We start from the raw sequence: 12,387 nt of genomic DNA, 5'->3' as shown, positions 1-12,387 counted from the left end.
GACAAGACCATGCGTGTGCTGATCATCGAAGACGAAGAAAAAACCGCCGACTACCTGCATCGCGGCCTCAGCGAGCAGGGGTTTACCGTGGACCTGGCGCGGGACGGCATCGAGGGCCTGCACCTGGCCCTGGAAGGTGACTACGCGGTGATCGTGCTGGACGTGATGCTGCCGGGCATGGACGGCTATGGCGTGCTGCGCGCCCTGCGCGCACGCAAGCAGACGCCGGTCATCATGCTGACCGCCCGTGAAAGGGTCGAAGACCGTATCCATGGCCTGCGCGAGGGCGCCGACGACTACTTGGGCAAGCCGTTTTCCTTCCTCGAACTGGTCGCCCGCCTGCAAGCCCTGACACGCCGTAGCAGCAATCATGAACCGCTGCAGGTGCAGGTAGGTGACCTGTGGATCGACCTGATGGCGCGCAAGGCCACCCGCGCCGGCCAACGCCTTGAGCTGACGGCCAAGGAGTTCTCGCTGCTCAGCGTGCTAGCCCGCCGCCAGGGCGAAATTCTGTCAAAGACAGCGATTGCAGAGCTGGTCTGGGACATCAATTTCGACAGCGATGCCAACGTCGTCGAAGTGGCGATCAAGCGCCTGCGCGCCAAGCTCGACGGGCCTTTCGACAACAAGTTGCTGCACACCATCCGAGGCATGGGCTATGTCCTGGAAAGCCGTGCGGGGTAATTCCATCGCGCTGCGCCTGTCGGCGCTGTTCATCCTGGTGGCGCTGGGCGTGTTCCTGCTGATCGGTTCGGCGCTGTACCGCCAGGTAGACCGCAGCCTCGACCTGCTGCCGCAAGCCGAGCTGGACGCGCGCTTCAGTGTGCTCGAGTCCACCCTCAACCGCTTCGGCACACCGGAGCACTGGGTCAAGATCAACAACAAGCTCAACCTGCTAAGTGAAGAGGACAAGCGCATTCGCTTCTGGGTGGTCAGTAGCAATCCGGCCTACGAATACGGCCACCCCAGCGAGCTGGTCCGCGCCTTCGCCGAAGGCGCGCAGGGCATGCGCGACCTGCGCCTGCCTGACCGGCCCTACCCTTACAAGGTGCTGGTCAGCGAACTACCGGCACTGGGCGAGCGGCCGCCGCTGCGCTTTCTGATCGGCATCGACACCGAAACATTCTGGCAGGCGCAACATAGCCTGCTGGTGGCGATTGTCGGGCTGGCGGTGCTCGGCGTGCTGCTGGCCTCGCTGCTGGGCTACTGGGTGGCGCGCATCGGCCTGCGCCCACTGTTGGCGTTGTCCGTTGAGGCCCAGGCCCTGGCCCCACCGCGCCTGGACGGGCGCCTGCAGACCCACGCCCTGGCCCCGGAGCTTGCACAGTTTGCAGGTGCCTTCAATGCCGCACTGGACCGGGTAAGCCAGGCCTACTCGCGGCTGGAGGCGTTCAATGCCGACGTCGCCCACGAACTGCGCTCGCCGCTGACCAACCTGATCGGCCAGACCCAGGTTGCACTGACCCGAGGGCGCAGCGCCGAGCATTATTTCGAAGTGCTGCAATCGAACCTTGAGGAGCTGGAGCGCCTGCGCAGCATCATCAACGACATGCTGTTCCTGGCCAGTGCCGACCAGGGCAGCAAGGCCACTGCCCTGACCCAGGCCTCGCTGGCCCAGGAAGTGGCGACCACCCTGGACTACCTGGACTACATTCTCGAAGATGCGCAAGTCAGCGTGAGTGTGAGCGGTGACGCCCAGGCGCCCATCGAAAAGGCCCAGCTGCGCCGGGCGCTGATCAACCTGCTGAACAACGCCGTGCAGCACACCGCACCGCACCAGGTGATCGAGGTGCAGATCGCTGCCGGGCCGGAGCAGGTCAGTATCGCCGTGAGCAACCCGGGGCCGGCGATCGACGATGAGCACCTGCCGTTGTTGTTCGAACGCTTCTACCGGGTGGATGCGGCACGTAGCAATAGTGGTGGGGGTAACCATGGGTTGGGGTTGGCGATCGTCAAGGCGATTGCGCTGATGCATGGTGGGGAGGTGTTCGTGCGTAGTGCCGCGGGGGCCAATACCTTTGGTATCCAGTTACCAACCTCAAGGCCTACCCCGCCCGTGTAGGAGCAGCCTTGCGCTGCGAAAGGGCCGGTAGATCCCAATATCCTCTAATGCCTTCACTGGCCCTTTCGCAGCACAAGGCTGCTCCTACAAAGAAGCGCGGAAGTGCTCTAGGCTGCGGGTTTGCGGCGAAAGTCCAATTGCTTTTACTGCGATAGTTACCTTTTGCGCAACAGTGCTTATCGCTCTTCGCTCTGTTTCAAGTGCATTGAAAGGACTAACTTTACCCCCGTCCTCATTAGCACTTGCACCGCAAGAAGGTAGTTTCAAATGTCCAACAGTATGGGTATTGCCAGCGTCTTCGTCCTGTCTTCCCTGTTGTTGTCGCCCCTGGCCATGGCTGAAGAATCCAAGGCTTTCGTCACCCGTAATGCTGAGTTCGCCGCAGTCCACCAAGAGGCCCGCGAAGCCGTAGCCGCACAGCAGGTAGACACCGTAAAAGACGCTAACCAGACAGCTTCCAAGGTCTCTGTCGATGCCAATGCCGACAGCTGATCAAGTGCTGTCGCTGCTCCCGTTTTCCCTTGGCTACGCCATGGGCACTACCAGTGCCGATATGTTAGCCTTTTAAAGCCGCTGCCGATCAGCGGCTTTTTTTATGTGCTTCAACTATCAGCCAAGCTGTAACGTTCACCTATAAAAAAGACGCACATTCGAAAATAAAAACTGCCCCACCGCCAGACCCAAGGAGCTAGTACCGGTGCCTTCCGCGTTTCGTTTTACCCCGCTGTTCATTGCGTTGACTGCAACGATCCCTTTCGCCGCCCAGGCAGATGAAGACAAGGCTGATGGCTTCATCGAAGGCTCGTCCTTCAACCTGCATTTCCGTAATGCCTACTTCAACCGCGATAACCACAACGCCGGAGTGCGCGACACCCGCGAGTGGGGCCAAGGTGCGGTTGCACGTTTCGAGTCGGGCTACACCCCGGGTGTGGTCGGCTTTGGCCTGGACGCCCATGCCATGCTGGGTCTGAAGCTCGATGGGGGCGGCGGCCATGCTGGCACCAGCATCCTGCCGACCCACCAGAAGAACGAAGACGAACTGGGTGCTGCCCCGCACTCGTTCTCCACCGCCGGTGCCGCGGTCAAGCTCAAGGCGTTCGACACCGAGCTGAAAGCCGGTGACCTGTTCCTCACCAACCCGGTGATTGCTGGCGGCGAAACCCGCATGCTGCCGCAGACCTTCCGTGGTGTGAGCCTGACCAACACCAGCATCGACGGCCTGCTGCTCGAAGGCGGCCAGGTGAGCTTCACCAAGCCGTACAACCAGAGCGGCCACCGCCGCATCGACACCTACTACGGTTCGTTGGGCGAGCATGACAAAAGCAAGCACCTGAACTGGGCCGGCGCGTCGTGGAGTGGCACCCCGAACATCACTGCCAACCTGTATGCAGCCGAACTGAAGGACATCTGGAACCAGTACTACGCCGATTTCGACTACACCTATGTGGTCAACGATCTCGTCAGCCTGAACCCGGGCGTGCACTTCTATCACACTCAGGACACCGGCCAGGCACTGCTGGGCAAGATCGACAACAACACCTACAGCGTGCATTTCACCGTCAACGCCGGGTTCCACAGCGTCACCGCCGCCTATCAGCGGGTCAATGGCAACACGCCGTTCGACTACATCAACCTGGGCGACAGCGTCTACCTGGACAACTCGCGCATGTACTCGGACTTCAACGCACCGAACGAGCGCTCGTGGAAGCTGCAGTACAACTATGACTTCGCTGGTGTGGGCATCCCTGGCCTGAGTACGGTGCTGTCGTACTCGCGCGGTGAAGCCGACCTGACCAAGGCCACCCAGGACACTACCCACTACGACTACTACCGTGCCGATGGCAAGAACGCCATGCACTGGGAACGCGACGTGGACGTGAAGTACGTGTTCCAGGAAGGAGACCTCAAGGACCTGTCGGTGCTGGTGCGCTATGCCACCCACCGTGGCAGCCAGGGTTATGCGTCGATCGACAGCAACAGCGACAACGATGAACTGCGGGTGATCGTGGATTACCCATTGAACGTGTTCTGATCCAGACCCGGGTGCGAGGGCTTCGCCCTCGTTTCGCCGGCAAGCCAGCTCCCACCTTGACCGCATTGACCTCAAGCTTGTGCGGTACTTGTGGGAGCTGGCTTGCCGGCGATGGGCTGCGCAGCAGCCCCTGCGTGATTCCGTCGGACAAATCTTGTCCGACAATCCCCGCTTCCCTAGAATGTCGCCGCCGCGAATGGCCCTGCCCACGCAGTAGCGAGCATGACCTCCCGATCACCGCGTTTCGCACTCTACAGGTCACACCCCGAGCTGCTCCTCAACCTGGGCAGTTGCCTTGCCGTGCTCGCCATCGTGGCCATCGTCAGCTACCTGCTGGCGCGGGAGCGCGACAATATCGAGCTGTCGGCGATCCGCTCGTCCAACAATATTGTCCAGCTGATCGAAAGCGACATCCTGCGCAACGTCGAACTCTACGACCAGTCGCTGCAGGGCCTGATCTGGGCGGTCGGGCGCAAGGAGCTGCCGGAAATACCCGGCCCGGTGCGCCAACGCCTGCTATTCAATGAAGCCTTCGTCGACCGCAAGCGCGGTGACGTGCTGTGGCTGGACAAGCAAGGCAACGTGGTGGGCGATTCCACCAGCAGCGTGCCACGCAAGGCCAACTTCAGCGGTACAGGGGTATTCCAGGCCCATCTGCACAACGCCAACCTCGGCCTGCTGGTCGGCCCGCCGTTCAAGGCCAGGCTCGGCGACCTGGACTGGTGCATCAGTTTCAGCCGGCGCATTTCCGGGCCCAATGGCGAGTTCGTCGGCCTGGCCGCGGGGGCACTGCGCCTGTCGTACTTCAGTGACCTGTTCCAGCGCCTGGACATCGGCGACGATAGCAGCATCAACCTGCTCAACACAGACGGCCAACTGTTGGCCCGCCAGCCCAGCCGCGCGCAAGACCCGGCGATTGGCAGCAATTATGCCGAACGGCCCAATTTCAAACGCATTCTCAGCGAGCAGAACGGCAGCTTTACCGCACGCTCCAGCCGCAACGGCACCCCGCGCATGTACACCTTTGCCCGGGTCGCTCAGTTGCCGCTGATCGTGCTGGTCGTGCGTTCGGCCGATGAAGTTTTCGAGTCGTGGCGCCGCACTGCGATCGTGGTCGGCGTCGCCACAGGGGTACTGTGTGTGGGTATCCTCTGGCTGACCCTGCTGCTGGGCCGCGAGTTGCGCCGCCGGCAAGAGGCCGAACAGGGTCTGGCCAACCTGGCCGCCACCGACAGCCTGACCGGCTTGCCCAACCGCCGCCACCTGGACCAGGTACTCCGTCAGGAATGGGCCCGCGCCCAGCGCAATCGCAAGTCATTGGCAGTGCTGATGGTGGATGTGGATCACTTCAAGGCATTCAACCAGCGCCACGGCCACGCCGGTGGCGACCATGCCTTGCGCGAAGTGGCCAGGACCATCGAGGCGTGCATCCGGCGCCCGGCCGATCTGGCGGCGCGCTATGGGGGTGAAGAATTCCAGGTGGTGTTGCCGGAAACTGACCTGGCCGGTGCGCAACTGCTGGCGGAGCGCATCCGCGCCAGCGTCGAGGCGCTGGCACCGTTTGCCGACGATGCCCACTCTGTCACGGTGAGCATCGGCATTGGCCTGTCAGGCACCCAGCACGACCTGGCGAGGGTGCTGGGTGCTGCTGATGAAGCGCTCTACCGAGCCAAGGCCAAAGGCCGCAACCGGGTAGAGGGGCCAGCGGACTAGCTGCGGGCGCGCGCGGCGTTGCGCAAGGCTCTGACCTGATCATGGTTACGCTGCACACCTTGCAGCTGTTTTTCCACCAAGGTGTAGGTCTGGTCGCTGGCGGTGCGGCCCAGCTTGACCAGTTTCTCGCGAGCTTCCTTGTAGGCCTTGAGGGCATGGTCCTCGCCCCGCTCCACCTCGTTCAGCACCGCTTCCTCATCCTTGCCGGTGACCATTGCCTTGAGGTTTACCCAACCCCGATGCAGGTCACCGCTGATGCTGGTGGAGGTTTCCGGGTCGCCCCCCAGGCGACGCACTTCGCTCTGCAGTTCGCCGGCGGCATTGGCGCACTCACCGGCACGTTGAACGAAGAACGCTTTAAGTTCGGGGTTCTTCACATCATCGGCCGAGGCCTTGAAACCTTTCTCACCATCCTTGCTGTACTCGATCAGGTCGTTGAGCACGTCGATCACGTCTTTGTTGGGATTGCTCATGGCACAAACTCCTTGGCAGGTGATAGTCATCTGTAAGGGAGCAGCGTTCGTGCCAAGCGAGGACTATCTATAAAGTCCTTAAAAATCAACAATATAAAAACAGAAGGTCTGAGCTTGATCACGGCGTTCTGCATGATTGCCGCTTGGGCCTTCGTGCAGATTGCAGTATGGTCGGCGCTTTTCAACAGCCAGGTGCGCCGATGATGAAGCCGGAAACCCTCGAACTGCTGGTCACCCGCACCATGCCGTTTGGCAAGTACCAGGGACGAATCATTGCCGACTTGCCAGGGGATTACCTGGCCTGGTTTGCGCGCAAGGGTTTCCCGGCGGGGGAATTGGGTGGGTTGCTGGCGCTGATGCACGAGATCGATCACAACGGGCTGGGCGATCTGCTTGTGCCGTTGCGGCAGAAGCACGGGCGTTGACCTGTTCCGGCCTCTTCGCGGGCACGCCCGCTCCCACAGTTACTGCATGATCCTGAAGCTTGCAGTGACCCTGTGGGAGCGGGCGTGCCCGCGAAGAGGCCAGTAAGGCCCGCTGAAATCTCTAACCCTTCACCGGCGCTACCGCCAACTCCACCCGCTCGCTCTTCTTGATCACCGCATACACCACCGCCGTCAGCAGGCTGCCCGCCACGATCGCCAACAAGTACAGCAGCGCATGGTTGATCGCATTGGGTATCAGCAACACGAACAGGCCGCCGTGCGGCGCCATCAGCTTGCAGCCGAAGTACATCGACAATGCCCCGGTCAATGCCCCGCCGGCCACGCTGGCCGGGATCACCCGCAGCGGGTCCTTGGCGGCAAACGGGATCGCCCCTTCGGATATGAAGCACAGCCCCAGCGCCAGGGCCGCCTTGCCCGCTTCACGCTCGCTCTGGGCAAACTTGCGTCGGGCCAGGAAGCTGGCGATACCCAGGCCAATCGGCGGCACCATGCCGGCGGCCATGGTCGCTGCCATCGGTGCATAGCTCGACGAGGCCAACAGCCCCACCGAGAAGGCATAGGCGGCCTTGTTGATCGGCCCTCCCAGATCGACGCACATCATGCCGCCCAGCAACAGGCCCAAGAGGATGGCATTGGTGGTGCCCATGCTGTCGAGAAAATGCGTGAGCCCTTCCAGCATCGCCGCCACCGGCTGGCCGACCACGTAGATCATCACCAGGCCGGTGAACAGGCTGGCCAGCAGCGGGATGATCAGGATCGGCTTGAGTGCCTCCAGGCTGCTGGGCAGGCGCGCCCAGCGGGCAATGGCCTTGGCGCTGTAGCCGGCGAGGAAGCCGGCGACGATACCACCGATGAAACCGGCGCCCAGGGTGCTGGCCAGCAGGCCGCCGATCATGCCGGGCGCCAGCCCCGGGCGGTCGGCGATGGACCAGGCGATGTAGCCCGCCAGCAGCGGCACCATCAACTTGAACGCAGCCTCGCCACCGATCTGCATCAACGCCGCCGGCAAGGTGCCCGCTTCTTTGTAAGCCTCGATACCGAATACGAACGACAGGGCAATCAGCAGGCCGCCAGCCACCACCATCGGCAGCATGAACGACACGCCAGTGAGCAGGTGCTTGTATACCCCGCTCTTCTCGCCCTTGGCTGGCGTGCTCGCCGCTGCGGCATCGCCGCTGTTTTCCACCTTGGCATCAGCCAGGGCCTTGTCGAGGGTCGCGCGGGCCTGCTTGAGGGCGATACCGGTGCCACAACGGTAAATGCGCTTGCCAGCGAAACGCGCGGTGGGCACTTCGATGTCGGCGGCCAGCAGCACTACATCCGCTGCAGCGATGGCTTCGGCAGACAAGGGGTTGCGCGCACCGACCGAGCCCTGGGTCTCGACGGTGAGCTCGTAGCCCAGTTGCTGCGCAGCCTGCTGCAAGGCTTCCGCGGCCATGAATGTATGCGCGACGCCAGTCGGGCAAGCCGTGACGGCGACGATGCGTGCGCCAGCGCTGCCAGTTTCAGCCGGAAGTCCTGGCACCGTGGCCAGCAGACGGGCGTTGGAAGCCGCCTCATCGAGGAAGCCTTCGCGGTCGGCCAAAGCCTGGGATGGCGTGCTCTGGTACACGCGCTTGCCGACGAAACGCTCCAGGTCCACCGGGCCGGTGCTGACCACCAGCACCCAGTCGGCCTCGGCGATCTGCGTGGCGCTCAGTTGCCGCTCGGGGTGGCCGGCATCCTGCACTTCGACGCTGGTACTCCAGCCTCGCCGCTGGGCTGCGGCGGACAGCAAGCGCGCGCTCAGCACGCTTGATACCTGGCCGTTGGGGCAGGCAGTGACAATGGCAATGTTCATCGGCAACCCTCTTTTTGTTCTTTCAGTTGCACGGCAGCTTCCAGACGCGCCAGTTGCTCGCGGTCAAGGATGCCGAAACCAACCTGGGTAACAGCCTGTGCAGCGATGGCGGTTGCACGGGTCAAGGTCTGCGCCGGGGCTTCGCCCTGCAGCAGGCCGTGGACCATGCCGGCCACCAGCGAATCACCTGCACCCACTGTGCTGGCAACCTGCACCTTGGGCGGGCAAGCATGTACGGCATGGCCGTGGGTGAACCAGCTGACGCCCTGCTCTCCCGCCGACACCACCACGTGTTCGACGCCACTGGCCAGCAGGCGCTCGGCAGCAGCGCGCTGCTGCGCCGGGTTATCCACAGCCAGGCCGAGCACCTCGCCCAACTCTTCGGTATTGGGCTTGACCAGCCAGGGCGAGCTCTGCAGGCCGGCACGCAGGGCTTCGCCGCTGCTGTCCAGGGCCACCTTCAGGCCTTGCGCCTTGAGCTGTTCGAGCAACTGTCGGAACCAGTCGGCGCTGATCCCACGCGGCAGGCTACCAGCCACCACCACCGCATCGTGGCCCGGGGCAACCTGCGCCAGGCAGCGCAGCAATGCACTGCGCGCCGCTTCGTCGACTTCCGGGCCTTGGCCGTTGATGTCGGTGACACGGCCATCGGCTTCGACCAGCTTGATATTACTGCGGGTTTCGCCCGGCACGCGGACAAAGCAGTCGACGAAGCCGCGCCAGTCGATCAGCGCCTCGAAAGGCTGCAGGTTGTCACGCCCGAGGAAGCCGCCAACAGTGACGGTGTGGCCCAGGTCGGCCAGTACCTGGGCAACGTTCAGCCCCTTGCCTGCGGCGTGGCTGTGCTGCTCCTGGCTGCGATTGACCTGCCCTGGGCGCAGGGTACCCAGGCCGATGGTGATATCCAGCGCAGGGTTCAGGGTGAGGGTGAGGATCTTGGCCATTCAGTAACGCTCCACCAGCGCGCGAACCGCTGCGGCGCTGTCCTGTTGCAGGGCCTCGCGCGCCAGGGCGCGGGCCGTCTGGTGATCGGCCTGGCGAACCAGGGCCTTGACTTCGGCAATGCTGCGCGCGGCGACGCTGAGTTCGTCCACGTCCAGGCCCAGCAGCACGGCCACTGCCTGCGGGTCGGCCGCCAGCTCGCCGCACACGCCCACCCACTTGCCATGGGCATGGGCGGCGCGCACGGTCATGTCGATCAGGCTGAGCACCGCCGGGTGCAGGCCGTCGGCCTGGGCCGAGAGACTGGGGTGACCACGGTCGATGGCCAAGGTGTACTGGGTCAGGTCGTTGGTGCCGATGCTGAAAAAGTCCACTTCGCGCGCCAGTTGTGGTGCCAACAGCGCTGCCGAGGGCACTTCGACCATGATACCCAGTTGCAGGTCGGCTACCGGGATCTCGGCGCGCAGGCGCTCGACCATGGCGCGCGCCTCGCGCCATTCATGCACCTGCCCGACCATCGGGAACATGATGCGCAGCGGGCGCTGGTCGGCAGCGCGCAGCAAGGCGCGCAACTGGTCTTCCATCACCTGCGGGCGCTGCAGGGTAAGGCGTACGCCGCGCACACCGAGGAACGGGTTTTCCTCGGCAGCGATCGGCCAGTACGGCAGCGGCTTGTCGCCACCAACATCGAGGGTGCGCACCACCAGCGGGCGCCCGTCGAGGCCATCGAGCACGCGGCGGTACTCGGCTTCCTGGGTCGCCACGTCCGGGGCCTGGGTGTGGGCCATGAAAATCAACTCGGTGCGCAGCAGGCCCACGCCTTCGGCGCCCTGCTCCACTACCTTGGCGATGCCGTTGCTCTCGCCGATGTTGGCAAACACCTCGACAGCGTGACCATCGCGAGTGACCGCCGGCTCGAAGCGGTTGGCCCAGGCGGCCTGCAAGCGTTGCTCGCGCAGGTCGCGCTCGGCCAGGGCCTTTTGCAGTTCATCCGCCGGCGGCGCCACGCTGACCACGCCACGCTGGCCATCGAGCAGCAACGGCGTGCCGCTGTCCAACAGCAGTATCGACGCCCCCGCGCCCACCACCGCCGGAATACCCAAGGCACGGGCGACGATGGCACTGTGGGCGGTGGCGCCACCCTGAGCGGTGACGATACCGGCGACGCGGCTCGGGTCCAGCCGGGCGACATCGGACGGGCCGACTTCGGTCATTACCAGCACGTAGGGTTGCTCGGGTTCAGCCTGGGCCTGCACGCCACACAACTGCGCCAGCACGCGGCGGCCGATGTCACGCAGGTCGGCAGCACGTTCGGCGAGCAAGGCATCGTGCAGCGACTCCTGTTGACGCGCCGCCGCCTCGATCACTGCCATCCATGCTGCCGCGGCGCTTTCGCCCTGGCCCAGGCGCTGCTCGACATCGTCGCTCAGGGCCGGGTCTGCGAGCATTTCCTGATGGGTGACGAAGATTTCGCCAATGGCCTTGTCGCTGCGCTGGACCAAGGCCTGCAGCTCGCCATTCACGGTCGCCACAGCTTCACGCAGCTTCTGCCGCTCCTGGGCGCAGGACTCACCGCGCAGGGGGTAGTCGAACTCACGCTCGACACACACATGGGCCGGGCCACAGGCAATGCCGGGCGCAGCACCCACGCCGTGGATACGGCTACCGGCCGCGGGCGCTTGCAGCACTTCGGCCGCTGCGCCAGCTACAACCTCAGCACTCTGCGGCAGTGGCTCCACCTCTTCACCCAGGCCTTGTTCGATGGCGGCCAACAGCACCGGCAAGGCATCGGGGGCGATGCCGGGCTCAGCCACCAGTTCCAGTGTCTGGCCACGTCGGGCGCCGAGACTGAGCAGCTTGCTCAGGCTCTTCACCGACACCGCCGGCTGCGCGCTATCCGCCAGCCGCACACGGATTTCCCCATCGAAACCTTTGGCCAGTTGCGCCAATACCTTTGCCGGGCGGGCATGCAAACCGTGCGGGTTGGCCAGCACCACGCGCGCACTGGGCCAGCCTGCCGGCGCCTCACCGCCTAGCACCTCCAGCACCGCGCGGCTGCTGGTGGCCTGGTAGAGCATCTGCCCGCGGCCTTCGATCAGCACTTCGCACAGGCGTTCGAGCAAGGCCTGGTGGGCTGCACCGAGGCTGGCCAGGCAGAACAGGCCGTTGAGCGGTTGGTCGCGGTAACGCAGCGGCTGCTGCGGGGTGATGAAGGCCAGCCCCGGCTGGCGCACCTGGCGCTCGCTGTGCAGCCACCACAGGCCCTCGCCCAGCGGCAGCGGTTCGGCCTGCTGCAGGACGGCGGCAAAACCGCTATCGACGCAGTCGGCGCGCTGTAACAGGCGGGCGCCGCGCCAGGCCAGTTCATCGAAGTCTTCGGCCGGCAGGTTCAGGCCGACCAACTGCGCATCCAGCGCCAGTTCCTGAGGCGCGCCCTGCAACAGCTTCAGCAACGCCTCCGCGGAACCGGCGCGGCGCAGAGCTTCGGCCAGGTCGGTCTCGCCCAGGGCGCGGGTCAGCAGTTGCAACAGGCGCAGGTGCTCATCGGAACGGGCAGCGATGCCGATAGCCAGATAGACCATCTGGCCATCGCCCCAGTCCACGCCCTCGGGAAACTGCAACAGGCGCACGCCGGTGGCGTACACCAGGTCACGGGTCTGCGGCGTGCCATGGGGGATGGCAATGCCCTGCCCAAGGAAGGTGGAGCCTTGTGCCTCTCGGGCCTGCAGCCCTTGCAGGTATCCCTCGGCGACCAGGCCGTCAGCGACCAGCCGGTCGGCCAGCAGGCGCAATGCCTCGGCCTTGTCGGCGGCCTTCTGGCCCATGGCTATCTGCTCCTTGGCGAGCTCGAGCATGACCTTCTCCTTTTGCAGTTCCCG

At 64.3% G+C, this 12,387-nt stretch carries 10 protein-coding genes; 6 read left to right on the top strand and 4 right to left on the bottom strand.

What is annotated here, in order from left to right; all coding sequences use genetic code 11:
* Window positions 1–9 precede the first annotated feature (9 nt).
* From ACK56M_RS04720 to ACK56M_RS04700, 5 genes are all read left to right on the top strand, one after another.
* Complete coding sequence (locus ACK56M_RS04720; RefSeq protein WP_015268985.1) at window positions 10–684, top strand: heavy metal response regulator transcription factor; 675 nt, start codon at window positions 10–12, stop codon at window positions 682–684.
* Entirely contained in the window at window positions 659–2,062 is a 1,404-nt protein-coding gene (locus tag ACK56M_RS04715) for a heavy metal sensor histidine kinase (RefSeq protein ID WP_015268984.1), read from the top strand. The genes ACK56M_RS04720 and ACK56M_RS04715 overlap by 26 nt, the downstream gene beginning before the upstream one ends.
* Window positions 2,063–2,329: 267 nt before the next feature.
* The gene (locus ACK56M_RS04710) at window positions 2,330–2,554 is read left to right on the top strand and encodes a hypothetical protein (RefSeq protein WP_054572341.1); all 225 of its coding nucleotides are present in this window, start codon (window positions 2,330–2,332) and stop codon (window positions 2,552–2,554) included.
* A gap of 205 nt (window positions 2,555–2,759) precedes the next feature.
* Window positions 2,760–4,094: an OprD family porin gene (locus ACK56M_RS04705; protein WP_054572342.1), complete on the top strand. Its 1,335-nt coding sequence runs from the start codon at window positions 2,760–2,762 to the stop codon at window positions 4,092–4,094.
* Window positions 4,095–4,316: 222 nt separating this feature from the next.
* Window positions 4,317–5,807 (top strand): GGDEF domain-containing protein, encoded by a 1,491-nt coding sequence (locus ACK56M_RS04700; RefSeq protein WP_015268981.1) that lies wholly within the window; start codon window positions 4,317–4,319, stop codon window positions 5,805–5,807.
* Here the strand turns inward: ACK56M_RS04700 and ACK56M_RS04695 are convergent.
* Window positions 5,804–6,280 (bottom strand): ferritin-like domain-containing protein, encoded by a 477-nt coding sequence (locus tag ACK56M_RS04695; RefSeq protein WP_013970965.1) that lies wholly within the window; start codon window positions 6,278–6,280, stop codon window positions 5,804–5,806. The two genes, ACK56M_RS04700 and ACK56M_RS04695, sit on opposite strands and share 4 nt — an antisense overlap.
* A 203-nt stretch (window positions 6,281–6,483) precedes the next feature.
* On the opposite strand from ACK56M_RS04695, the gene ACK56M_RS04690 reads away from it, so the two are divergent.
* Entirely contained in the window at window positions 6,484–6,705 is a 222-nt protein-coding gene (locus tag ACK56M_RS04690) for a DUF3820 family protein (RefSeq protein ID WP_015268980.1), read from the top strand.
* Between the two features lie 121 nt (window positions 6,706–6,826).
* Here ACK56M_RS04690 and ACK56M_RS04685 read toward each other — a convergent pair whose 3' ends face one another.
* Genes ACK56M_RS04685 through ptsP form a run of 3 tightly spaced genes read right to left on the bottom strand, consistent with a single transcriptional unit; the run spans window position 6,827 to window position 12,363 of the window.
* A complete protein-coding gene (locus ACK56M_RS04685) occupies window positions 6,827–8,566 on the bottom strand; it encodes a PTS fructose-like transporter subunit IIB (RefSeq protein ID WP_015268979.1) in 1,740 nt (579 codons plus the stop codon).
* On the bottom strand, window positions 8,563–9,510 hold the full coding sequence (gene pfkB, locus ACK56M_RS04680; RefSeq protein WP_015268978.1) for a 1-phosphofructokinase: 948 nt from the start codon (window positions 9,508–9,510) through the stop codon (window positions 8,563–8,565). Before pfkB ends, ACK56M_RS04685 begins: the two co-directional genes overlap by 4 nt.
* Window positions 9,511–12,363 (bottom strand): phosphoenolpyruvate--protein phosphotransferase, encoded by a 2,853-nt coding sequence (ptsP, locus tag ACK56M_RS04675; RefSeq protein WP_015268977.1) that lies wholly within the window; start codon window positions 12,361–12,363, stop codon window positions 9,511–9,513.
* Window positions 12,364–12,387: the final 24 nt, after the last annotated feature.

The sequence above is a fragment of the Pseudomonas sp. s4 genome (assembly GCF_046764235.1).
GTDB classification, from domain to species: Bacteria; Pseudomonadota; Gammaproteobacteria; order Pseudomonadales; family Pseudomonadaceae; genus Aquipseudomonas; species Aquipseudomonas asiatica.
This window is presented reverse-complemented; position numbering and strand designations above follow the sequence as displayed.

What these genes read in the sequence shown, in the direction of transcription:
- ACK56M_RS04720 (WP_015268985.1), top strand. Translation starts at nt 10, where the DNA reads ATGCGTGTGCTGATCATCGAAGACGAAGAAAAAACCGCCGACTACCTG.
- ACK56M_RS04715 (WP_015268984.1), top strand. Translation starts at nt 659, where the DNA reads ATGTCCTGGAAAGCCGTGCGGGGTAATTCCATCGCGCTGCGCCTGTCG.
- ACK56M_RS04710 (WP_054572341.1), top strand. Translation starts at nt 2,330, where the DNA reads ATGTCCAACAGTATGGGTATTGCCAGCGTCTTCGTCCTGTCTTCCCTG.
- ACK56M_RS04700 (WP_015268981.1), top strand. Translation starts at nt 4,317, where the DNA reads ATGACCTCCCGATCACCGCGTTTCGCACTCTACAGGTCACACCCCGAG.
- ACK56M_RS04695 (WP_013970965.1), bottom strand. Translation starts at nt 6,280, where the DNA reads ATGAGCAATCCCAACAAAGACGTGATCGACGTGCTCAACGACCTGATC.
- ACK56M_RS04690 (WP_015268980.1), top strand. Translation starts at nt 6,484, where the DNA reads ATGAAGCCGGAAACCCTCGAACTGCTGGTCACCCGCACCATGCCGTTT.
- ACK56M_RS04685 (WP_015268979.1), bottom strand. Translation starts at nt 8,566, where the DNA reads ATGAACATTGCCATTGTCACTGCCTGCCCCAACGGCCAGGTATCAAGC.
- pfkB (WP_015268978.1), bottom strand. Translation starts at nt 9,510, where the DNA reads ATGGCCAAGATCCTCACCCTCACCCTGAACCCTGCGCTGGATATCACC.
- ptsP (WP_015268977.1), bottom strand. Translation starts at nt 12,363, where the DNA reads ATGCTCGAGCTCGCCAAGGAGCAGATAGCCATGGGCCAGAAGGCCGCC.